The sequence below is a fragment of the Bacillota bacterium genome, from assembly GCA_023511455.1.
Taxonomy (GTDB): domain Bacteria; phylum Armatimonadota; class HRBIN16; order HRBIN16; family HRBIN16; genus HRBIN16.
In genome coordinates this window covers 1-23,774 of the sequence record JAIMBJ010000001.1, presented here as the reverse complement: position 1 = coordinate 23,774, position 23,774 = coordinate 1, and the positions used below count along the sequence as shown (strand labels likewise).

Here is a 23,774-nt window from a genome sequence, read left to right as displayed (position 1 = left end):
GTTGCGTGATGCGCGCAGCACAGCGCAGGAACAAACCAAACGACGGAAGAATCGGAGTTTCACAATCCTAACGCATGACCATACACGACAAAACCGGTGCTCACGTCATACAACACAGGCAGGCAAGCCGGTGTGCTTCAAGCGGTGAACGGCAGACCGTTGGCCACCTTTTGCGGCAGCTACCTGCTGGGCGCCGCGGCTGGGGTCACGTTCTCTCCAATTGCCGTTGTGAACGCCTGTCTGCTGGCAAGTGGCGTTCTCTGGCTATTGTGGCAACGACGGAACCTGCCAACCGCAACGACAATGCTGATACTTTGCTCGATGTGGCTGGGTAGTGTACAGGGCATTCGACACGCTGCACAGGCCGGTATTTTATGGGAAACCCTACCGCACGGTGAGGCGGTGCTTGTGGTCGGCGAGGTGGTGAGCGAACCTGTCAAACGACGCGGCATCAGTCGGTTCGTCTTTCGCGCCCGAAGCATACAGGCAGGTCAACGGGTGTTCCATATCCCGACCTACCTGTGGGTAGAGCTGCCCGAAGAGCGGATGGATACCCCCTACGCTGGTGAGAGATTACGGCTGGAGGGCAGAATGCGGCTGCCCGAAGCGCTCGGAGCTTCTGGAGCTTCCTTCGTGGACTACCTGCGTCGGCGAGGGGTGGTGCGCACCCTTCGCCCCTATCGCGCGGTGAAGGTGAGCGACTCCGGTTGGCGCGTGTTCTTCTCGCGCCTGCGCCGGCGATTAATCCAGAACCTGCGCTATCACCTGCCTACGCGCGAAGGGCATCTCGCTGCCGCCATTGTGCTGAACGACCGCACACGGCTGGATAACGCCATTCGCGAAAGTTTCCGCCACACGGGCACAGTTCACATCCTTTCCCCTTCGGGAACGCATGTTTCGATGCTGGCAGTGGCGGTGTGGGCGGTGTGCAGATTACTTCGGCTGTCCCGTCGGGTATCTGCGCTCGCCGTGATTGCAGTCATGTGGTTGTTTGTGGGTGTGGCGGCGGGAGGAGAACCCTCTTTCCGCGCCGCGGTGATGGGCACACTGGTGGCGGGGGCAGTGGCTCTGCAGCGTGAGCTAGACCTGCCCACCTCGCTGGCACTGGCGGGATTCCTGATTGTACTCGCCGATACCGGGGCGTTGCTGGACCCCGGCTTTCAGTTCTCCTTCACCCTTGTCGCCGCGATTGTTGCCGCTTCAGGCTGTTTGAACGCCGTTGCCTTTGGCGTAACGGGTGGCAGACTAAAGCCTGCAGGGGGTCTTCTCGCTGCGTTGGGGTTCAGCGTGGTCTGCGCAGTGGCGTCTGCCCCGCTCACCGCGTTATACTATGGTCAAATGTCTTTGATTGCGCCCATCGCAAACCTCATCATCGCGCTGCCCGTGCAGGTGCTGACGGCAATGGGGCTGGTGATTGCCTGCCTGCCCTGGGTACCTGAGTGGCTATCCGCGCCCGTTGCGCTGAGCGCGTGGATGGTGGATAAGGCGGTACGGTGGCTTGCCATGCCTGAGTGGGCAAGCCTTACCGTCCCCACCCCATCGCGCGGGGCTATCGTCGGGTTTTACATTCTGTTTTTCACCGCGCTACTCGCCCTGAGCGCACGCGCCTCACGACGGAGAAAGGAGCCCACGCAGTGAAGAGATGGAAGGCTCTCAACACCATTGCCTGGTATCTCTTCATTGCTCTGATGCCTGCCTTCGCTCAGGTGGATGAACCCACGCCCGCCGTACAGCCATCGGGAACCCTTTCTCGCAAGACCGAGCGCATCGACATCGACCGCTTCGGCACGCTGTTTCTGGATGCGCAAAACAACCTGCAAGCCACCGACATCCTTGCCCGATGGCGCGAATACACCATTCAGGCGCAGGGGGTAGAGGGCAATCTAGACAGAGGCGAATACCTGTTCAAAGGGAGCGTCCTGCTGGAAGGGGGCGGCGTCGACGCGAGAGGCGAGATGTTGCGCCTCAATGTCCGCCGGCGGCGCTGGCAGCTGGAGGGCGCGGGCGCAGACCTGCTGCCCGAGTTCTTGAAGTATCAGCTGCAGGGGGCAGTGCGCCTCTCTGGTCAGGAGCTGGAGGGCGAACAGGACGTCGCGCGCCTGCAACGAGGAGAGATGACCACCTGCCTGCTGGAGCATCCGCACTATCACTTCTCCGCCGGTCGGGTGGACGTGGTGGTGGACAAGCGGCTGGTGGCGCGTGACGTGAGCCTGAGCGCACTCGGAAGGCGGCTGTTTACCATTCCCACCTTAGTGGTTCCCTTAGACCGCCGTCTGTCTCGAGGCACGCTGCCACAGGTAGGGCAATCGGTGGAGGAGGGCTATTACATTAAAACCGCGCTGGGCTACCTGCTGGGCGATAACGCCGGAACCGCCCGCATCGACCTGATGCAGAAGAAGGGCGTCGGACTGGGCTTCGACCAGCAATATCTGCTCGGTGGCGCGGCAGGACTGCTTTCACTGTATTATCTGAACGACCGCAGCCGCGGCACCCGCTCGGTCACGGCGCAGCTGCGTCATGAACAGAAGTTGCTCGGCTTTGACGCGCGTCTCACCGGCGACCTGCGCTCCGGCAGCTATCTGTACTATTCAGATACCCGCGCCTCCAGCTGGCAGCTGAGCCTGAGCCGGGCGTGGTCGGGCGGCAACCTGTCTATCCTGTCGCGCCTCAGCCAGCAGAGCAGCGCAGGCTATGTTTCGGACTCGACGGTGAACAGCCTCCGCTGGAACCAGCGCTGGGGCACTCGCGCCTCTCTCACCCTTTCCACCGACCTGTCGCGCTTTCGTTCGCTATCGGGTGAGGAGGTGCGCTCTCAACAGGAGCAACTGGCCACCCAGGCGATGCTGAGCGGCGATGCGGGGAAGTTCGACTGGAACCTCAGTTTCAACCGCATCGTGCCACTCGGCGGACAGACAGGCGGGTTCACCTTCGGAGGACTGGAAAAGACCCCTGAACTGACCATCTCCACCACCGACCGCCGGCTGTTCGGCAGAGATTTGGGGTTGCAGATGCAGCTGGGACTGGGCAGCTTCCGCGAGCTGCCGCAAGGGCAGCCCATCCAGCGGTTGCTCTTCGAAACGCGCTGGAGTCCCTCTCTGCCCGTGGGGGACAGAACCTCCCTGACCTATTCGGGGCTGTTTCGGCAGGTGTTCACCAGCGACGGAACCGCGCAGTACATCCTGCAAGGCAACGCCAGCTGGCAGGTGCGCTACGGGCAGAACAGCCGTTGGTACATGGACTATCGTTACCTGCGCCCCTATGGTTTCACCCCGTTGCGCACGGATCACACTGGCACCACCAATTTCGTCTCCGCCGGTCTGGAATGGAACGCCGGTCGCGCCTTTTCCCTGCGGGCGTATACGGGGTATGACCTTTTCACCAGGCAGCGAGGGAGCCGCCCCTGGCAGCCCCTGAACTTTGGAATACAATGGCAGCCGAATCCCGTCTGGACTCTGAACGTGCAATCCACTCTCAACCTGAACGAAGGGCAGTGGAACTACCTGCGCGCCTACCTCCGCGCACGCAGTCAGGCGTTCTCGATGAATCTGAACAGCGTCTATGACCCCATCCGCCGTCAGTGGGCGAACGCCAGCCTGTGGGTGGACACGCAGGTTTTCGGATTGCCCTTACGTGTGCAGACGTACCTCACCTATAACGGTTATGTGAAACGGTTTGAAGGCAGACAACTGCTGTTGACGTGGGATTTGCACTGCTGGGAGATGAGCTTGGGGTATATCGACAATCCGTTGGGCTTCCGCGCCGACCGCGAGGTGGTCTTCCGCCTGCGGATTAAGGCGTTCCCGGAGGCGCAACGCTTCGGCGTCGGGCAGTTTGGGCAGCTGCTGGAGACTGGAGGAGGCTGGACATATTGACATCAGGCATGATATGATTTTTCGGCTATGAAGCAAAACTTGGCACGACACCAGCGTGGCGATGAGGAAACAACGGGATACTCTGTCAAAGAAGCAACAAGTGCTGGAGATGCTGTTTTGCGAGTGCGAACAGCGGGGGAAGTGGAACTCCACCAACGAAGACGTCAAAAGGGTGGCATCTAAAGTTGGCTTCGGCAATCAATACGACGCGACAAAAGTAGATACTATTTCTGTACTGCCGGAAACAATTCGGCAGCGAGGTTATTGTGTAGCTCATGTAGGTAAAGGTAAACACCAGTTTATCCGGGAGCTGGAAAAGTGGTACCATATCTTCGAAGAGATTGAGGAGCATGAGGTAACTATTTGGCGATACCGTAAGAGCCTGCTGAACGACCTGGATACTGGTGAGTCGAGCGTTTTGTCCCTTGTTTTCAACCAGCACATCTTGCATGATTTCCTGTACGAGGATGTGGTAGCATCACCGAAAATCTATGTGCCTGGACGCACCCGTATAGACCTTGAGTACACGGTTGGGAACTCGAGAATTCGTGCGGTAGAGCAGCAGATGGAAATAGACCTGACTTTGGAATATCAGAGTACCGTGACGGTGCTGGAAGCCAAAAGCAGCTTCCTGCAAGACTTCGCGATCTACCAACTGTTTCACCCGGTTTGCTTCTATGTGCAGAAAGCGAAAGAACTCAAAATGAATGTCAAGGAAATAAATGCCTGCTATGTTTTGAAACAGTCTCGAAGGAGACGGGGGCTGGCTTATCCAACGACAAGCGTTCGATTATACCTTTACACTTTCGACGATGTGTAGAGGCTGGATTCCATCCGCCTGATTCGCAAGGCGGAGTACCGTCTGCAGAGGAGGTGAAGCTGGGTGGTTCATGAGTTTCCACCACAATATCTGAACAAAGTTTACCTGGGCGATGTGATGGACCTGCTCAAGTCGCTCCCCGACCAGTGTGTCGATATGGTGTACGGCGACCCGGACTACAATGTAGGCATCAAATACGGGGATAAATCCTATACGCGCAGCTTCGAGGAGTATATTGAATGGTACATCGAACTGGCACGAGAGTCGCTTCGGGTGTTGAAAGACGACGGCAACATGTTCCTGATGAACTATCCGAAGCAGAACGCCTATCTGCGGGTGAAGTTTCTGGACGAAGCCTGCTACGCAGTTCACGATTACGTCTGGATATACAATACGAATGTGGGACACAGCCCACGCGCCGTTTTACCACTGCCCACCGAAGCATCCTGCACTGTCGCAAGAGTGAGCGCAACCGCTTCTATAAGGATCAGGTTGCGCAACCCTACCAGAACCCAACGGACAAACGCATCAAACAGAACCTCGCCAATGGCTCGAAAGGCAGAATGCCTTACAGCTGGTTCTATTTCGACCTGGTGAAGAACGTCAGCAGGGAGAAAACAATCCACGCCTGCCAGATTCCGCAGAAGCTGGCGGAGATGCTGATACTCAGCTGCACGCAGCCCGGAGACATCGTGTTGGTGCTGTTTGGAGGTAGCGGCTCCGAGCTGGAGGTGTGCCGAAGGCTGCATAGAAACTTTGTCTCCGCCGAGATCGACCCGACATATCATGAGATGATACTGCGCCGCCTGCAATTGGGGTGTATCGAGGAGAGGTATCGGCTCATGCCCCGCGCGGAAGAGAAGGCTCAATTGGCGTTGCCTGTCGAATCATGAAAAATGGGAGCAACCTGAACAGGTTGCCCCCCATACCGTTGGTTGGTTCTCTTATCGTCCTGCGTTGTACATCTTCAGCGCCTGCTCCAGTCGCGCGTTCACCGCGTCCCAGTCAATCGTCTGCAGGAAGGCGTCGATATATTTGGCACGCGCGGTCTGGAAGTCATAGTAGTAGGCGTGCTCATAAGTATCCAGCGCAAGAATGGGCGTGGCGTTCCAGATGGGGAACGTGTTCTGTGCATCGCCGATGTAGTTGAACAGACTTCCGTCGTCGTGGTCCAGCGCGAGCCATACCCAGCCTCGCGCGGCGATGCCGGTAGCCTTCAGATCCTGTGCCCATGCCTCATACGAGCCGAAATACCTGTTGATCCACTCCGCCACAGGGCCAGTCGGCGCGCCGCCCTTGCCGCCCAGAATGTCGAAGTACAGTTCGTGGTTCTTCACCCCACCCAGCGCAAAGGTATACTCCACCTTGAGCACGCGGATGTCGGAGTAAGTCTGGTTTGCCTTCGCCGGGTCCTTGTCTAGGGCAGCCAGCTTCTCGCGGATTTCGTTCGCCTTATTCACATAGCCCTGATACAACTTGTAATGTTCATCATGCGTTTTGCGGGAAATGCCCACGCTCTCGGTGTTGTACACTTTCTCGGGTAGCGGCTTCGCTACGATTTTGACGATCTCCATCTCTCCTGTCCTCCTGTCGGGTCTCGAAACGTTTTCCATTTGCTGCGCTAAGCCACCGATGACGGGCGAACCGCTCACCACCATGGCTATACCCAGCGCAGAGGCTTTGAGGAAGCGTCTGCGCCCCTCATCGTGCTCGTGTGTTGACCGTGCGATGGCGAACACCTCCTGTGTGCCTGGTGCTCTGAGTGTACCTCACCGAAAACAACATTTTCAATAGCAAAATGCGTGCAGACGCGGTTTTCCCGTGAAATATTTCACAGGGAAGGCAAAAGGGAATGGTACTGAGGATGGCTCTGCCTGTAGTTATAGCTTGCTCTGCGGCTCTTTTACTGAGTTGTTTTCTGAAAATCCGAAGCGTGCATCACATATACCAGCAGGGTGCGGTGACTGCCATCTGCCCAGTCTTCCTCGACCTCCCCACGTAGACGGAAGCCCAGCCTTTCGGGGATAGCGCGGCTGCGCACATTGTCGGGCTCTACGCGGATGCGCACCGTTGGCACCTGCCAGTGCTCAAAGGCATACTGAGTTAGCGCCCTGGCGGCACGGGTGACTAACCCCTGCCCTTCTGCAGACTCGTCGATCCAGTAACCGATTTCCGCTTCCGGCTCTGCGCTGGCGGTGCGAAACAGCCCGATGGTGCCCACCAGAGTGTTGTCCCACCAGATACCCATCTGCAGAGTGCGTCCTGCACGAAAATTGCGAAGCGATTCCCGGATGAAGCCGCGCGTATCATCCTCGCTGCTCACGAAGTCCACCCAGGTCATCCACCGACGAAGCCGTTCCCTGTTTCGCACGGTGAGTGCGTATAGCGCGGGTGCATCCTGCATGGTAAGCTGACGAAGCTCCGCGCCTTTGCCCAGAGACAGTATGACCTGTTTGCGCCCCATCCATCGGCGCCAGAAAGCAGTCATCCCTTTTACGCCTTCCCTGCCTCCAGCAAACGAATTATCTCCGCGTTCAGAATCCAGTAAACCAGCGTGTCTGCGAAACCGCTGAGAAGACAGGCTCAAACCCGACACATGCATTCACACCCTACCCTTTTGTATTACGAAGCGGGGATTCCTTCACCCCAGCAGGAGAATATGGGAGGAGGGGGCGAAACTGACTGTACAACTAACTATACGCTCAGCGTGAACGCAATTCGCGCATGTCGGGGTGCGCACCGATGGGACAGGGAATAGATCAGAAACTCTCCGAAAAGATAGGCTCTTCCCCCGCCGAAGTGGGGCTGGCAATCCGGGGCGTGGACTTCGACTGGCAGGTAGATATTCACAGCGACCTTGTATTCCGCTCTGCCAGTGTCATCAAGGTTCCCCTGCTTGCCGCGCTCTTCTGGTTGAGGGAACGAGGCGAGATCGACTGGCAGGAGAAGATGCCTCTGCGCGACTGCGACCGTACGCCCGGCTCCGGCATCCTGCGCGAACTGCGCACCGGATTGGAGCTGACTCTGCACGACCTTGCCGTGCTGATGATTGTGCTGAGCGATAATACCGCCACCAACATGCTCATTGACCGCGTGGGCGTGGAGAAGGTGCAGGAGTTTCTGCGATTGTTGGGTTTCTGCCACACCACTCTGCAGCGCAAGATGTATGATTTCGCTGCCGCCGAACAGGGAAGAGAGAACCTCTGCTGCGCCACCGAGATTGCCGACCTACTGAAGTGGATGGCACAGGGCGAAATACGCGCTGTGGATGGTACGCCGCTGGTCTCCTCGTCGGGCTGCGAGCGTATGCTGAACATCATGCGTGAGCAGTTCTACCGCGACCAGATACCCTACCTGTTACCCGACGAAGCGAAAGTGGCAAACAAGACGGGAGAAATCAGCGGACACCACCATGACTCGGCGGTTATCTGGATGCCCGCAGGATGCTTTACGCTCGTGGTGCTTACCCGCGGCTTTGAGAACCGCCGTACTGCCGCGCAGTTCATCGCGGAAACTGCACTGATGGTCTACGAAGCCGCACGGCGCCGCCTCAGTCCAGAGGATGCCAAAGCATGATTGGGCAGGTTTCCGGCGCCAGTATAGCGAAGAGATACAGCTTAGAAGACCATTGCGAGGAGGTAAATAGCCATGCGACGCTCAGGGTTGTGGCTCTGGATAACGTTGTGCGTGTGTACTGCTGCAGTCGCTCAACAACACAACACCCTCTCCCCACGCGAACAACGCTTCGGGTGGAAGCTCCTGTTCAATGGAAATGACCTCTCGGGCTGGACGGTTGCCGACCCTCCAGAAGCTTGGCGGGTGGAGGATGGAACGATTTATTGTACCGGCAAAGGTGGAGGCTTTCTATATTCCAACGAACAGTACAAGAACTTTGTGCTGCGCCTCGACTTCAAGATGTCGCCCAATGCCAACAGCGGCGTCTTTGTGCGCATCTGGGACCGCAACGACCCGGTCAACACGGGCATGGAAATCCAGATTCTGGACAGCTACGGCAGACCGAACCCTGGCAAGCACGATTGCGGCGCGCTGTACGACATCGTGGCTCCGTTGAAAAACGCGGCTCGCCCTGCCGGCGAGTGGAACAGCTTGAGCATTTGCTGCCGCGATAGCCACCTGATGGCGTTCATGAACGGAGAGAAAATCGTGGACGTGGACCTCAGCCAGTGGACAGAGGCCGGTAAAAACCCCGACGGAACACCCAATAAGTTCAAATACGCCTACAAGGAGATGGTAAAACCCGGATACATTGGACTGCAGAATCACGGGCATGAGGTCTGGTTCCGCAACGTGAAGATAAGACCGCTTTACTGAGTCCGCACTTTGGGAGGGCGAGGCTCGCGCCGAGTCGATTGATGTTTTTCGGCTCACCAGGAGGTTCGCCCTCCCGATTGCAATCTCACCAGAGGTTCATTCCCCCATCAGGGAACAACCACATCCTCCGGCATCTCGCCACGGGCGACGCTCTCCACATCGCGCACGACCTTCTCGCCCATCAGGCGCAGCGACTCGCGCGTGTAGGCGGCGATGTGGGGCACAATCAGCACGTTCGGATACTGCAGCAGGCGGTGGTTGCCGTCAATCGGCTCGCCCTCCACCACGTCCATGCCAATGGCTGCCACCTTCCCCGACTCGAGGGCGGCGACCAGCGCGTCCTCGTCGATCAACTCGCCGCGCGCGGTGTTCGCGAGGAACACCCCCTGCTTCATCAGCCCGAACTCGCGGTGCGACAGCATGTGGTAGTTGCCCTCGTTCAGCGAGGCGTTGAGGGAGATGATGTCGGAGCGCTGTAGCAACTCGTCCAGCCCTACCGGCTCCGCAGCGCGGGCAAGGATGGTATCAGGATGCAGGTAGGGGTCATAAGCAATGGTGTTCGCGCCGAAGCCGTTACGCAAAATCTCCGCCACCCGGCTGCCGATGTTGCCGATGCCGATGATGCCCACCGTCTTGCCCTGGATTTCCCAGCCCACGAAGCGGGCGCGTTCTGCCCAGCGGCTCTCGTAAACCGCGTGGCGCGCCTCGTGCGTCATGCGCAGGATGTCCAGTAACAGGGTCACTGCCAGCTCCGCCACCGCCTCCCGCTCCACCCACGGTGTTACTTTGGTGACCACTACCCCTCTGGCACGCGCCGCGTTCAGGTCTACATTGTCCACGCCGATGCCGTGCCGCGCGAGCAGCAACAGTTCGTCTTTGTGTTCGAAAAACTCGCGGGTGAAGTAGGGTTTGACGCTGGCGATAATCACGTTGTATCCGCGCAGCGCGTCCGCCAACGATTTGCCGTCGATGTTGACCGGAAAGTCGAAGCGCGCAACCTCTCCCAGTCCGCTCAGCCGCTCCAGGTGCTCCGGGAAGTACTTGCCGAAGCTGCTCGAGTTGACAATCGCGATACGCAGGTTCAACAGCTCACCTCACCGACTGCAGCGCTTGCAGGTGTCGCTCGATATGTTCCGCCACGAGACGATAATGTTCCTGCTCGTGCGCATGGAGCAGGCTCCGTATCTCCCTACCCGCCTCTTCCAGCAAAACGCCGTAAGAGATGTGGAATAGCTGACGCACCGACGGTCTCGCAAGAAAGTCTCCCAAATCCGACGGGGGCATCGGTGGAAGTTGCCCGGCAGACAGGGAGACCTGATAGGCTTGCTTGCTCTCCTCCAGATGCAACAGACAGAAACGGTACAGCTCGGTAAAAAGCGTGGGGTCGGTCTGTGCGATGAGCTGCACTGCCTGCAGCCAGCTGGTACCAGAGGTCTTCACATGAAAGTTGCCGCCTGTTGCCTCACAGAAGAGGCGATAAATGCTGAACTTATCGCTGCCGGAATGCAGGCTGAGACGATAACCCTTCAGCTGCTGACAAAGTGCGGCATGAAGGGCAAACGCCTTCTCCAGCTCCTGCAGGTCGCCCACGAAGTCTATTCCTTTCTGGAACTCGCCGGGGAAGCGGGGCGCCAAACTCCACAACCGCACGTCACTTCGCTGGAGATACTCTACTACGTACAGATGGTCTTCCAGCGTGGTCACCCGCGCGCTCTCATCGATAGAGACCTCGAGGTCAAACGCGGCAAGATGCTTCTTCAGCACTTCGTAGAAACGAACCACCTGTTGCACCGCATCCTCGAAGGTGATGGCAGACTGCACCAGCCGCTCTGCCTGCAACGTGTAACGGAACCCATTCTCGGTACGAAGAGTCATGTTCGCATGGTCGCGGATGATGCTCTGGCTCAGCGGTGATAGCGCGCGAGCCTTGTCCGCAATTTCCGGCTGGGTGAGCTGGGTCACATCGCGCATGCGGTCGCTGACGTCGATAGTGTACATTGTATAGCCTGCCTCGATCGCCTGCCGCAGCTGTTGTTCATGCTTGATGTGGTCGGCATCCGCCCCGAATCTGCCAGTGTATCCAGATTCCAGCACGCCGCTGACCGCGCTTAAAATCACGTCACGGAAATCACGCCCGGTGCGCACCAGCTCCCGCGGTGACTGCTGGGCAAGCACAGGGAACACATCATGGCTTCTCAACGCTTGCAGGTGCGCTGCCGTGACCATGCCCAAGCGGTCACCCGTGCCGAAGGAACGAGGCTTCGTGCAAACGCTGGGACGCAGATCGAGCAGGTCACCTAATGCAAGATAGTTGTGCCAGTCCAGCGGATAGAGATACACATCCTCCAGAAGCACTGCGTCAGCAGGCTCAGGCGTGGGTAGGGGCGACACACTGACTACAAATCCGTGCGAGTCCTGTTTTGCAAAAGCGACTTCGAACCCCTCTCCTTGCCGAACCGAGCGGGGATAGAAGCGAATGTCATGTTTTTCTACGAACTCGGCGACCCTGCTCCAGTCTGTATTCACCCTCGCGCCTCCCCATTAGTAATGCATTCGGCTAACCTCATCGCAGTATCTCCTCATAATAGCGGCGGTACATCCACTCCATCTCGTGATACTGACGCATCAACTGAAAGGTGGTCTCGATGAGCTTCTCCTCATCCCGCACGAACAGCGGCTGCCCCTCTTTCAGAACCTGAAACTGAATGCGCACTGGCAACCGATGGAAAAGCACAAGGTCAACGGTGGGAGAGTACATGCTGCCGATGTCCGCTTCGTCGCGCTTATCGGGGTTATCGAGCAGCACGGCGATGTCGACGTCGGAGATGGGCATCTGCTCGCCACGCGCCCACGAGCCGAACAGGAAGATAGCCACCACTTTCGGGTGCTGCTGCACCTCGGCAAGGACGCGCTGCACGGTTTCAGGCAGGGTCGTGATGTCTATCGGCATCACGCGCCTCCCTCCAGCTGCAGCAGGCGCGGAATGGCTCCTTCGTAGGCATCCAGAAGGTCGTCTATCGGTATGCAGATACGCTCTCGTCCGTTCACTGCGATGCGAAGAACATGCTCCGCAGTTACCGTGCCCAATTCACGCGCCTCGATGCCGTGTGTCTGGGCAATCTCCCGCAGGCGCGGCAGGTTAGCTTGCGGTAGCGACACGATGATGCGCGAAGCGGTCTCGCCAAACAGCGCGGCGTCGGTGCGATCCTCGGTAGTTATGGCGATGTCTGCCCCTAGCCCTTCTCCACCGTTCACCTGGCCCAGCACGGGCAGACAGCACTCCGCCAGCGCCACCGCCAGACCGCCGTCAGAGCAGTCATGCGCGCTGTGCAGCAGCCGCTGCGCAATCGCCTCGCGCACGCAGGCTTGCAGTTGCTTCTCTGCATCAATGTCCAGCGCAGGCGGCGCACCCGCCTCGATGTCATGCACCACCGCCAGATACTCACTGCCGCCCAGCCCCTGCAGCGGGTCACGCCAGCCTTCAGGGATGAGCAGAACTACCCGATCGCCTGCCCGTCGGAAACTCGCCTTGCAGTGTAGCGTCGCGTCCTCCAGCAGACCTACCATGCCGATGGTGGGGGTAGGAAACACCGCGCCATCCGGCGTCTCGTTGTAGAAGGAGACGTTGCCGGAAATGACGGGCGTCTCCAGCACCTCGCAGGCGGTAGCGATGCCGTCCACTGCCCGCTCGAACTGCCAGAAGATTTCGGGACGCTCGGGGTTGGCGAAGTTCAGGCAGTCGGTCACCGCCAGCGGTTTCGCACCCGTGCAGGAGATATTGCGCGCGCATTCGGCAACGGTGTGCATCCCGCCCACGAAGGGGTCCAGATAACAGTAACGTCCGTTCCCGTCGATTTTCAGGGCGATACCCTTGCCTCCTGTCCCGCGCAGGCGCAGCACCGCCGCATCGCCGCCCGGCAGGTAGGCGGTTTGCGTTTGCACCATATGGTCGTATTGCTCGTATACCCATCGCTTGCTGGCGATAGACGGCGATGCCAGCAGCCCCAGCAACACGCGGTTCAAGTCTTCGGGTTCGGGCAGGTGCAGGGGGTTGAACTCGCGCACACGGGCGATGTACGCTGGCTCTTCCGCCTTCAGCGTGTAGGTCGGGCAGGCGTCGGTCAGGAAGGCGGCAGGGAACTCGGCGGCGATTTGCTCGCCTTCCTTCACGCGCAGGATGCCATCGTCTGTCACCTGCCCGATGACAACGGCGTTTAACCCCCACTTGCGGAAGATGCTGGCAACTGCCTCCTCACGCCCCTTTTTGACAATACACAGCATCCGCTCCTGCGACTCGGAGAGCATCACCTCGTAGGGAGTCATCCCCTCCTCTCGGCGAGGCACTTTCAGCACGTCGATCTCCATGCCCGTACCGCCCTTGAAGGCGGTCTCGCTGGTGGAGCAGGTCAATCCCGCTGCGCCCATGTCCTGAATGCCCACGACGTCGCCGGTTGCCAGCGCTTCCAGCGTGGCTTCGATGAGCAGTTTCTCGGCGAAGGGGTCGCCCATCTGCACGTTGGGGCGTTTCGCCTCCGAGTCCTCAGTCAGCTCCTCACTGGCAAAGGTCGCGCCATGGATACCGTCGCGTCCGGTACTGGAACCGACGTAAAGCACTGGATTGCCCACTCCTTCCGCGCGCGCCCGTGCAATCTTGTCGATGCGCACAAGACCCACCGCCATTGCATTGACCAGCGGGTTGCCCGAATAACATCTGTGGAAATAGACCTCTCCAGCAACGGTCGGCACGCCCACGCAATTGCCATACCACGAGATGCCCCCCACCACGTGGGTGAAGAGGTACCTGTTGCGGGCGTTGTCCAGCGGGCCGAAGCGCAGGCTGTCCAGCAGGGCAATCGGGCGTGCGCCCATCGTGAAAATATCGCGCAGGATGCCCCCTACCCCCGTCGCTGCGCCCTGAAAGGGTTCTACCGCTGACGGATGGTTATGGCTCTCCACCTTCATCACGATGCCCCAGCCGTCGCCGATGTCCACCACGCCCGCGTTCTCCAGTGCGCCGCCCTCCATTGCCTGGCGGTACTCTCGGAATCGGCGCAGGATGGGGCGCGAATATTTATAGCCGCAATGCTCTGACCACATCACGGCGAACATGCCCAGCTCGGTGTAGGTGGGCTCCCGTCCCAGCAGTTCCACAATGCGCTGGTACTCCTGGTCGCTCAAGCCCATGTCGCGGTACACTTTCGGGTCTATCATGCAAACCTTCCTCGTTGAATGCACAGGCTTTCTGAGGGCATTATAACATTCTGGGACAGGAGCTTCAAGGTGAGTTCAGGGGAGGAGTAGTTCATCTACCTTTACCGCGCTTTCCGGCTTCTGCAAAGGGGCTATCGGCTCGCCCATCATGTAAATCCGTCGCGAACGGTAGCCATAGCCCTCGCCCATCGGCGCGGGGTCACGGTAGACTTCGATGCAGTGTCCATCCAGATTCACAATCCAGTATTCGGGGATGCCTGCCCGCGCGTACAGGGGGGCTTTTACCTCGCGGTCATACTCCAGTGACGTCTGCGCCACCTCCACTACCAGCAGGGCGGTCGTCGGGTGCGCGTGAACGTAGTCGCCTACCTTGCCCGGCACGACGGCGATGTCTGGTTCGGGTTCGCTATCGCCCAAAGAGAGCGGCAGTTGCACCCGCACGCGGTAGCCCTCCCCAAACAGTTGCCAAAGTCGCTCCGCCAGCAGAGTCACGACCTCCCCATGCAACGGACTGATGGGTGACATCTTCACAATCTCTCCCTCAATGAGCTCGACCCGTTCCCCCTGAAAGAATCCTATCTCTGCCAGGCGGTAGTACTCCTCGCGCGTGAACCGACGGCGCGGGATGGGAACGGTTTTCGGTTGCTCCAACGTTTGAACCATAGGTATCACTCCCCAATCAGCATTATCCAGTACTTCATTCCCCGTCGTCAAGGGCTTCCTATGCACGTGTCACGTGACCGAGCCCGTCCAGCCCAGCTGCCCTGACCCCACCTTGCCCAACCTCTACCAAATGCGATACCATTATGTTATCTAAGGAGAAGGGGAACGATGGAGGGAGAGAGTCTTCTACAAGAGTTACAGACTATTGATGCGCAATGCATCATGTCCACCTACGCGCGGCAGCCGGTGCTGTTCGTGAAGGGCTGCGGGGCGCGACTGTGGGATGCGAGCGGCAGGGATTACATCGACTTTTTGGGAGGTATCGCCGTTGACGCGGTGGGGCACTGCCATCCGCGCGTGGTGCAGGCGGTGCAGCAGCAGATAACGCGACTGATTCACGTCAGCAACCTGTTCTACACCGAGCCGCAGTTCCGTTTGGCGCAGAAGTTAACCGCCGTGGCGGGTATGGACAAAGTGTTCTTCTGCAACAGCGGCGCGGAGGCGAACGAGTGCGCACTCAAAATCGCGCGCAAGTGGGGCAAGCGCAAGGAACCGCCTGCCATCGAGATTGTGGCAGTGGAGGGAGCGTTCCACGGACGGCTTTTTGGCACGCTGTCGGTGACGGCACAGGCAAAGTATCAGAAGCCCTATGAGCCGCTGGTGCCCGGTGTGCGCGTGGTGCCGCGCAACGATGTGCCTGCCCTGCGCGAAGCCATTACTCCCAGCACCTGCGCCGTTATTCTGGAGCCAATTCAGGGCGAAAGCGGTGTGCATCCGCTAAGCGTTGAGTTCCTCCACGCGGCGCGCGAACGCTGCAACGAGGTGGGTGCGTTGCTCATCTTCGACGAGGTGCAGACCGGTATGGGGCGCACGGGCGCGTGGTTTCTGTGGCAACAACTGGGTATCGCGCCCGACGTCCTGACTTCCGCCAAGGCGCTGGGCGGCGGGTTGCCTATCGGGGCGTGCATGGCGCGGGGCGAGGCGGCAGACGTGCTGGAGAAAGGCGACCACGGCTCCACCTTCGCGGGCGGTCCGGTGGTCGCTGCCGCCGCTCTCGCGACCATCGAAGCCATTGAGGCGGAGGGTATGCTGCACAACGCAAGCACGATGGGCGACTATCTCCGCCAACAGATTGCCTCATGGCGCGAGACTCTGCCAGTTACCGAAATACGCGGTGCAGGCATGATGATTGGCTTTGACCTCGACGTGCCTGTCGCCAGAGCGGTGGTGGGCAAGGCGCTACAAGAGGGCGTGGTGGTGAACGCCACCGGTGAGAACACCATCCGCCTGTTGCCCCCGCTGAACTTGTCGCGCGAGGAGGCAGACGAGGGGTTACACCGACTGAAGACGGCGATTGAAAACGCGGTAAAGGAAACCAGCCATGCCTAAATCGTCCTCCCGCTTCGTCTGCCAGCAGTGCGGATATGAGTCGCCCAAATGGATGGGTCGCTGCCCAGAGTGTGGCGCGTGGGACAGTCTGGTGGAAGAGGTCGTGACTCCCCTTCCCAAGCGAAGTGCCGAGCGCAAGGCGCCACTGGGCGCGGCGCAACCCGTTCGGCTCGCGGAGGTATCAGCAGAAGATGTGCCCCGCCTGTCGACAGGCATCACGGAGCTGGATCGAGTGCTGGGCGGAGGGATTGTGCCCGGTTCTCTTGTGCTGCTGGGCGGCGACCCAGGTGTGGGCAAGTCCACCCTTCTCACGCAGGTGGCAGACCTCCTCAGCCACGAGCGTGTGGTGCTGTATGTGTCGGGCGAGGAGAGCGCGCACCAGATTAAACTGCGGGCGAAACGGCTGAGCGTGACGGGCGTCAACCTGTTCGTGCTGTCGGAAACCAGCCTAGAGGCGATACTGGCGCAGATCGACCACCTGCAGCCCGCGCTGGTCGTGGTGGACTCGGTGCAGACCACCCAAACGAACCAGCTGGAGAGTGCGCCGGGCACGGTGGCACAGGTGCGGGCGTGTGGGGTGGCGTTGCAGCGGGTGGCGAAGGAGCAGGGCGTTGCGGTGTTCCTCGTGGGGCATGTCACCAAAGAGGGCGCGCTGGCGGGACCGAAGGCACTGGAGCATCTGGTGGACACCGTACTGACCTTCGAGGGCGACCCCCATCTGAACTACCGTATCCTGCGCGCCACCAAGAACCGCTTTGGCAGCACCGACGAGGTCGCGCTGTTCGAGATGCGCGAGCAGGGGCTGGTGGCGGTGCAGAACCCCTCCGAATGGCTGTTGTCGGAGCGGCCGACGCACAGCCCAGGCTCGGTGGTGACCGCCATCATGGAGGGCACGCGCCCCCTGCTGGTGGAGATTCAGGCGCTGGTGACCCACTCGTACCTCAGCCAGCCGCGCCGACAGGTAACGGGTCTGGACTATAACCGCGTGAACATGGTGCTGGCGGTGCTGGAGAAGCGAGCAGGCATGCGCCTGAGTGACAAGGACGTGTTCGTCAACGCGGCGGGCGGCATCACTGTGCGCGAACCCGCTGCCGACTTAGCCGTCGCGCTGGCAGTGGTGAGCAGCCTGAAGGACAAGCCCCTTCCCCCCGATATGGTGGTGTTTGGCGAGATAGGGCTGGCGGGCGAGGTGCGCTCCGTGGTTCACACGGAGCAGCGCGTGCGCGAGGCGGCGCGTCTGGGCTTCTCGCGGGTACTGCTGGCGCGGCGCGACGCCAAACTGCTACGGGCACGGGGGGTGGAAATTACTCTGGACGGCACATACACCGTCCGCGATGCCGTGGGGGTGGTGGAGGGGTAGGTGTCGCGCGGACGAACCCTGCACGATTTTTTTGCCCCACCCCCGCAAAAAGGCTTGCAATGTCACAAGTCTTATGTTATAATAGAACAAACTGCTTAGAGGGAGAGCGAGCATGAAAGTAAACATCACCATAGCACTGGTGTTGATGTGTATTTCTACTCTCCAGCCAACGGGGGGTACAGATCCCTTCGTTTTGCCGTATGCCTTCGTTAGCCTGAACCTTCAGCAAGATACCTCTACCGACCCCGACAGCCTGCTCCGACAAGCGTATGCCATTAAAAGCCAGGGTAAACGGGAAGAGGCACGTCCGCTGTTTGAGAAGTTGATGCAGGACTACCCACGCACAACAGTAGGAGTGGAGGCGCGCTGGATGGTCGCCTACTATCGCCTCAACGACAGGCAGTTCGACGAGGCGCAGAGGCTGTTCCAACAGGTGGCGGATGATCCTCTGGCTAAGCCCGACATCGCAGCGGAGGCGTTACTGCAGACAGGCTTTGTGTATCTCTCCCGTTTTTGGGCACAGCCGCCTGTGTCAGGTGAGGAACGGTACAAGCTGCTGGAGTCGGCAAAGACGCGGCTGCTGCAGATTGCCCGGAACCTTTCCGCGCGCACGGACGAGGTGGGGCGCACCGCAGCGGCCTACGCGTTGCTGGGAGTAGGGGAAGCGTGTTCGTACCAGGGTGACCCGTTTGGTGCGGAGAAGCATTACCGCACCATCGTATCTATGAAGGAAGGCGTTTCGCCTGTCGTACTGGCGCAGGCTTGGTATGGGTTGGGCGTCAGCCTGTACCGGCAACGGCGGTATGGTGAAGCGCTGGAGGCCTTCGAGGTGGTGAAACAGTTTGGCGAGTCGGGCGAGGGGATGGTGCTTCGCGCGCTGGCTTTGGGCAATGCGTTGCCGGAGCGGGCGTGGCTGTGGCAGGGGGCGATTTGGGCACATCTGGGCTACCCAGACCGCTCTGTCGCGGCCCTGGAGCAAGGGGTGAACCGTCCCGAGCGTCTGGCGGGGAAGCGCAACTCGTTGCTTCTGGCTCAGGCACGAAGGTCTCTGGAGGGAATGCGTCAGGTGCTGGCACGCCGTCAGGAACAAGAGCGAAAGATGGCGGAGGCAAAGCGTTTGGCACAGCAGCTGGAGCTTGCGCCCATGACAGCAGCCTCCTCTTCGCAAGTTCCATTACCTGAGAAGTAAGGAGGACGAGCGAAATGCGTCGGTTCATCTATGGCTGCTTCGCACTACTTCTTTTCACAGCGATTGCCTTAGCGGATGAGAGACCGAATAAGGAAGGAGACCCACCTCCGGGATTAGAACCGCCTCCGCCGCCATGGGAAGGCACCTGTCCCTTTGACCCGCCGGGGTGTCCGGTTCCTGACCCCGGAGATGGAGGGGAGCCGCCGGGCGGTGGTGGGTCGTGCGGACCGGAGGGTGTCTATCCGCTGTATGCGCCCAGCGCAGGCGACCCGGTCAACCTGGCAGCCGGCGTCGAGGCGTATCGTCCAGCTGACGATTTGGTGGTCTACAACCCGTATGGTCCGCGGGTCGTGTGGCGACGGCACTACTACAGTTCATTGGCGATTCTTGGGCAATCGTCGCCCGGGCTACCTAGAGGATGGGTGCATACCTATGACATCACATTACAGCGGGCAGGAAACAACCCGAATACATGGAACCTGACGCTCGTCTATCCTTACGGCGCGGCAGAGCCGCTTCAGGCGGAGTTGAACGCGCAGGGGCAACCGACAGGGATGTTGACCCCTCCGAGCGGCAGCCCTTACTTTGTGCGTGGAGTTCCTTCGGCAACGCCGTATGTGTGGCAATCGGTCACCATTACCTGGCGCGACCAGACGCAGTGGACGTTTGTGCCTGTTGACGGCTATGTGTATGTGTTGAGTGCAATTACCAACCGCGTCGGGCGGTCGATTACTTTCACGTGGGATGCCCAGCGTCGGCTATTGCAAGTGACGGAGGCGGGCAGCGGCATGGTGTTGTTGAGCCTGACATATAACGCACAAAACCTTCTGGCTAACGTTACCGACGCGTATGGGCGTCAGGTCTCGTATGGGTATTCTATGCCCGCCAACCTGTCGGTGCTCTGCTTGACCTGGGTGTCGCAGGTGGTGGCGGCAGGCACTCCCAACCCGCCGAATCGCTATTCGTATGGGTATGTGGCGTATGCCACGGATAAGCCTTTACTTTCCAGCATCACCGTGCCGAGCCCTACCGGTATTGGAATAGCCACTTCCACCTTACAATACCGTAACGGACGGGTGGTGGCGCGAGTAGATGCCAACGGCAATCGTACGGAGTATCAATACGACCTTGCGGCGCAGCAGACGACAGTGGTGGTGAAAAACTCGTTGGGTAACGAGGTTTACAAGTGGACCCAGAAATATAGCGCGTCCCGGCGCAACACGGGCACTATAGACGCAGGGGGCAATCACGTCACCATAGAATACAACGACCCTGCCAATCCAGGACGCCCTACGCGCATCGTGGAACGGGACGGTAAGCAGACCACCTACACCTACGATGCATACGGCAATGTGCTGACAGTGACTAACCCGCGCGGCATCACGACTACCTACACGTACGACTACACTGCCTTTCCACTGGGAAGGCTGGTACGGGTGCAGGAGGGCAATATGCCACCCACCACGTATACCTACTACGAGCCGTCGGGTTTAGTCCAGAGCGTGACCTCGCCCAAGCCGGGGTCGGTGAACGGGGAGACGGTGACTACCAGCTACACTTATGATGCGCTGGGCAATGTGTTGACGGTGACTGCGCCGGGTAACAACGCGACGCCGGTGATGGTAACCACCTACAACTACACGCAGGACGGCAGTTACACGCAGCCGGCCAAAGTGGGGCAGCCCCTCACGGTGACGGACAGTCTGGGCAATGTCACTCGCTACCGGTACGACGCGCGGGGCAACCGGGTCCAGGTCACGGACGCCAACGGCAACACGACCGATTTCAGTTATAACATTGCAGACCAACTGGTGTTAGTGCAATACCCGGCGACCGGTCAGCAAGGGAGCGGGCGGGCGCGCACGCAAAACGTGTATCTGTATCCGGGCGGACCGCTGCGTCAGGTGCTGGAGTATGACGAGAGCGGCACGCAAATCCGGCAGGTGAGTTACACTTACGGGGCAGAAGGACATTTGGTGCAGCGCACGGGCAGCACGGAGGTCGTCAGTTACGTCTATGATGCAACCTATCGGGTGGTTCAGGTGCGCGACGGCAAGGGCAACGCCACCTCGTTCAGTTACAACCAGCGCGGCGATTTGGTGCAAATCACCTATCCGGGCGGGGATAGCGTGCAGTTCGCGTATGACGCCGCGGGGCGCGTGGTGCAACGGAGGGACGGGCGGGGTATCGTGACCAACTATGTGTATAACGACCCCGAAGGGTTGTTGACAGGTATCGAATATCCGGCTTACCCTGCGCTGAACGTGAGTTTCACGTACGATTCGGAGGGTCGCCGGGCGAGCATGACGGACGCCGTAGGGGTGACCACCTACAGTTACGACCATGTGGGCAACCCGTTGAGCGTGAGCGTGACCTATGCGGGCTTGCCGACGCGGGTCATCACCTACAGTTACCATGCGGACGGCAGCCGCGCAACCATGAGCACCCCAGCAGGCACCTATAGCTATACGTATGACGGGGCAGGCAGGCTGGTAGGGCTGAATGCGCTGGGCTGGAGCGCGAGCTGGACCTATGCGCCCAACGGCTGGCTGTTGACGCAGACGCTAAACGGGGCAAGTACGACATACGAGTATAACGCACGCGGCTTTTTGACCCGTTTGACCAACCGCGACGTCGGGGGTAATGTGCTCTCGGACTTCCAGAACCTGCGTTACGACGGGGTGGGCAACCGCACGCAGATGACGGTGTCGTTCCCCGCCACGCCCAGTTTGGGTGGCGTCACGAACTTCAGTTACGATACGAAGAACCAGTTGCTACAGGAGCAGTCCACGCGAGTGGGAGGCTATACCTTCCACTTCGCCTACGACCCGGCGCAGAACCCGACGCAGTTCAAGGGACAGTCTCGCACCTACAATGTGAACAACCAGCTCATCGGCGCGGGCTTTGGCTATGACGGCAACGGCAACCCGGTGCTGTATAAAGGCGTGAACCTGTCGTTTGACCCCGAGAACCGGATGACCGCTTATGGGAACATCCTCACTGCCGGCTACAACGGGGACGGCTTGCGGGCGTGGAAACAGACGGCATCGGGCAGGAGGTATTATCTGTACGACGGCGAAGAGTTAGTATGTGAGTTAGACGCGGCGGGCAACGCGGTGGCAGGAGTGGTCTTCGGGGCAAACGGTTTGCTGGTATATGGCACCACCGGCTACCAGTTTGACCCGCAGGGCAACGCAGTGCACCTGATGGACGCTGACGGTTTGGTGCTAGCGCACCTTGCCTACGATGCGTGGGGTCAGCGCATGTCTGGTAATAACCCGACACCATACGGCTACAAGGCGCAGTGGGGCTACTACACCGACGGGGAGACGGGAGTGCTGTTACTGACGCACCGTTACTTAGACCCCGCGACAGGAAGGTTTTTGACCCGAGACCCGATTGGGTTTGAGGGAGGGGTCAATCTCTACGCCTACACACGCAATCGCCCCGTCATGCTGCGAGACAGCAGAGGTACCTTTGCATGGGTTCCTGCCATCTGCGCAGCGTGCGCAGTGTGCCTCGCGGGGTTCGTAGCCAGTTGTTGGGACTGCGGATTCGATGCCTCCTGCTGGAGTAATTGCGTCAGTGGGATATGGGAAAATCTGCCGCTATGGACTAAAGTATTGTGTGGTGGAGCGTGTATTGGATGTGCAGGGATGGTCATTAAGCCAGGACCAGTTCCTGAGCCGCATCCCTTACCTGTTCCGCCTCCGCCCGGCAACCCCACCCCTAATCCGTCGCCACAACCGGATTGCCCGGGCAATGGAAGGGATGGACACGATCCAGAGCGATTCCGTTTAGTATGTATAGGTCTTTGCGAGGCGTTGTGCTCGAGAAATTCTGGGATCGCTTACTTTCAGTGCTTTGACAGATGCTTTCTCGATTGTGTTAGGAACATTGGACCTGGACCCGATTACCGGCCTTACGAGCCGTTCGCCATCTATTGAGCGTGAGGAAAGTCCCATGATTAGGAGAATATCCAGTCACGGCACGCCTGCCCATATACTCAGGATACTCGGCCGTATAATAGAACTTGAGGAGAAAGGCGAGTTTAGCGCCGCTCTCCACGTACTTGAGCAGTATCTGGATGAGAGAGGTAACCTTCCAGAGGAGTGGCGTTCACGCTTGGAGACCAAGCGAGCATTGCTCAGCAGGCTGTGCGACCCCAATTACTCTCCTCCTGCCTTTCCCGCCCCAGAACACTACGAGCCTCTACGCAAACTCAGCAGGGCAGCCTTAAACCGAGGTGACATCGCGGAGGCTCTGCGCAAAGAATGGGAATATGTGCAGTATTTGTCCGTCGGTACACGGTCGCTTCAGTACGCTCTATCCGACCTTGCAGAACTAGCTTTAGCCTCAGGATACGAGAGGCTGGCGAAGGCGTTTGCCCATTTATTCGTCGCACATTTAGAGTTCAGGAATGCGCTTTCAGGCTCTGCATTAAACCTGGTGGTTTTTGAACGAGAGGACGAGTATGCTTATCTGTCACCAGAGGATGTGATACCCGCAGGACCGGCGCAGGTAGCTCTCCGGTTCATTGGCGAGGAGGACGACCCCGACTGGTTCACGATTTTGGAGCGTTGCTTAGAGGAAGCAGAAGTGTTTCGAAGGAAAGCAGAAGAATTACAGGGGGTGCGGGAACCGTTTTTTGAAAACCGTTCCTTGAATCTGATGAAGGTGCTGGTTTCCGCCTATTTAAAACACGGCAGGACGCAGCGTCTTGAAGGGTTCTTGCAAAAGCATCCCGAGGCAAGCAGGTTTTTGTCGGAACATGGTGACATTTGAGGCTCAAAGGTTGTTGCAGCTATGTTTTTTGACCCGCGACCCGATTGGGTTGGAGGGGGGCATCAACCTGTATGCGTATGTGGGGAACGGGGTGGTGATGGGGGCAGACCCGAAGGGCTGCGGTATCGTTGATATTTGTTTAACATTAGCCTA

At 59.3% G+C, this 23,774-nt stretch carries 17 protein-coding genes and 1 pseudogene; 11 read left to right on the top strand and 7 right to left on the bottom strand.

The genetic code is table 11. The features are described from left to right. Window positions 1-132 precede the first annotated feature (132 nt). The 4 genes and pseudogenes from K6U75_00090 (at window position 133) to K6U75_00075 (ending at window position 5,585) form a co-directional block, all read left to right on the top strand. Window positions 133-1,638 (top strand): ComEC family competence protein, encoded by a 1,506-nt coding sequence (locus K6U75_00090; protein ID MCL6473437.1) that lies wholly within the window; start codon window positions 133-135, stop codon window positions 1,636-1,638. Beyond that, window positions 1,635-3,872, top strand: a complete 2,238-nt coding sequence (locus K6U75_00085) for a hypothetical protein (protein ID MCL6473436.1) — start codon at window positions 1,635-1,637, stop codon at window positions 3,870-3,872. Before K6U75_00090 ends, K6U75_00085 begins: the two co-directional genes overlap by 4 nt. 100 nt (window positions 3,873-3,972) lie before the next feature. Beyond that, the gene (locus K6U75_00080) at window positions 3,973-4,692 is read left to right on the top strand and encodes a hypothetical protein (protein MCL6473435.1); all 720 of its coding nucleotides are present in this window, start codon (window positions 3,973-3,975) and stop codon (window positions 4,690-4,692) included. Window positions 4,693-4,809: 117 nt separating this feature from the next. After that, a pseudogene (locus K6U75_00075) lies at window positions 4,810-5,585 on the top strand (site-specific DNA-methyltransferase). A gap of 51 nt (window positions 5,586-5,636) precedes the next feature. On the opposite strand, the gene K6U75_00070 reads toward K6U75_00075, so the two are convergent. Next, the gene (locus K6U75_00070; protein ID MCL6473434.1) at window positions 5,637-6,266 is read right to left on the bottom strand and encodes a Fe-Mn family superoxide dismutase; all 630 of its coding nucleotides are present in this window, start codon (window positions 6,264-6,266) and stop codon (window positions 5,637-5,639) included. Window positions 6,267-6,595: 329 nt separating this feature from the next. Continuing rightward, window positions 6,596-7,180 (bottom strand): GNAT family N-acetyltransferase, encoded by a 585-nt coding sequence (locus K6U75_00065; protein MCL6473433.1) that lies wholly within the window; start codon window positions 7,178-7,180, stop codon window positions 6,596-6,598. A gap of 254 nt (window positions 7,181-7,434) precedes the next feature. Between K6U75_00065 and K6U75_00060 the strand changes: the two genes are divergently transcribed. Together K6U75_00060 and K6U75_00055 are read left to right on the top strand one after the other, a co-directional pair. Next, window positions 7,435-8,268: a class A beta-lactamase-related serine hydrolase gene (locus K6U75_00060; GenBank protein ID MCL6473432.1), complete on the top strand. Its 834-nt coding sequence runs from the start codon at window positions 7,435-7,437 to the stop codon at window positions 8,266-8,268. A 72-nt stretch (window positions 8,269-8,340) separates the two neighbouring features. Next, window positions 8,341-9,024, top strand: a complete 684-nt coding sequence (locus tag K6U75_00055) for a DUF1080 domain-containing protein (GenBank protein MCL6473431.1) — start codon at window positions 8,341-8,343, stop codon at window positions 9,022-9,024. Between the two features lie 107 nt (window positions 9,025-9,131). Here the strand turns inward: K6U75_00055 and K6U75_00050 are convergent, their stop codons facing one another. The 5 genes from K6U75_00050 to K6U75_00030 form a co-directional block, all read right to left on the bottom strand. Beyond that, window positions 9,132-10,109, bottom strand: a complete 978-nt coding sequence (locus tag K6U75_00050; GenBank protein MCL6473430.1) for a hydroxyacid dehydrogenase — start codon at window positions 10,107-10,109, stop codon at window positions 9,132-9,134. A gap of 4 nt (window positions 10,110-10,113) precedes the next feature. Next, entirely contained in the window at window positions 10,114-11,550 is a 1,437-nt protein-coding gene (locus tag K6U75_00045) for a tagaturonate epimerase family protein (protein MCL6473429.1), read from the bottom strand. Between the two features lie 37 nt (window positions 11,551-11,587). Then, window positions 11,588-11,974, bottom strand: coding sequence for a nucleotidyltransferase domain-containing protein (locus tag K6U75_00040; GenBank protein MCL6473428.1), 387 nt, complete (start codon window positions 11,972-11,974; stop codon window positions 11,588-11,590). Further along, window positions 11,974-14,235: a phosphoribosylformylglycinamidine synthase subunit PurL gene (gene purL / locus K6U75_00035; GenBank protein MCL6473427.1), complete on the bottom strand. Its 2,262-nt coding sequence runs from the start codon at window positions 14,233-14,235 to the stop codon at window positions 11,974-11,976. The genes K6U75_00040 and purL overlap by 1 nt, the downstream gene beginning before the upstream one ends. A gap of 75 nt (window positions 14,236-14,310) precedes the next feature. Continuing rightward, a complete protein-coding gene (locus K6U75_00030) occupies window positions 14,311-14,898 on the bottom strand; it encodes a Uma2 family endonuclease (GenBank protein MCL6473426.1) in 588 nt (195 codons plus the stop codon). A 168-nt stretch (window positions 14,899-15,066) separates the two neighbouring features. Between K6U75_00030 and K6U75_00025 the strand changes: the two genes are divergently transcribed. From K6U75_00025 to K6U75_00005, 5 genes are all read left to right on the top strand, one after another. Continuing rightward, complete coding sequence (locus K6U75_00025) at window positions 15,067-16,287, top strand: acetylornithine transaminase (GenBank protein ID MCL6473425.1); 1,221 nt, start codon at window positions 15,067-15,069, stop codon at window positions 16,285-16,287. Next, on the top strand, window positions 16,280-17,647 hold the full coding sequence (gene radA / locus K6U75_00020) for a DNA repair protein RadA (GenBank protein ID MCL6473424.1): 1,368 nt from the start codon (window positions 16,280-16,282) through the stop codon (window positions 17,645-17,647). The genes K6U75_00025 and radA overlap by 8 nt, the downstream gene beginning before the upstream one ends. A 112-nt stretch (window positions 17,648-17,759) precedes the next feature. Beyond that, on the top strand, window positions 17,760-18,836 hold the full coding sequence (locus K6U75_00015; protein MCL6473423.1) for a tetratricopeptide repeat protein: 1,077 nt from the start codon (window positions 17,760-17,762) through the stop codon (window positions 18,834-18,836). Between the two features lie 14 nt (window positions 18,837-18,850). Next, complete coding sequence (locus tag K6U75_00010) at window positions 18,851-22,783, top strand: DUF6531 domain-containing protein (protein MCL6473422.1); 3,933 nt, start codon at window positions 18,851-18,853, stop codon at window positions 22,781-22,783. Between the two features lie 16 nt (window positions 22,784-22,799). Next, complete coding sequence (locus tag K6U75_00005; protein ID MCL6473421.1) at window positions 22,800-23,621, top strand: hypothetical protein; 822 nt, start codon at window positions 22,800-22,802, stop codon at window positions 23,619-23,621. Window positions 23,622-23,774 lie beyond the last annotated feature (153 nt).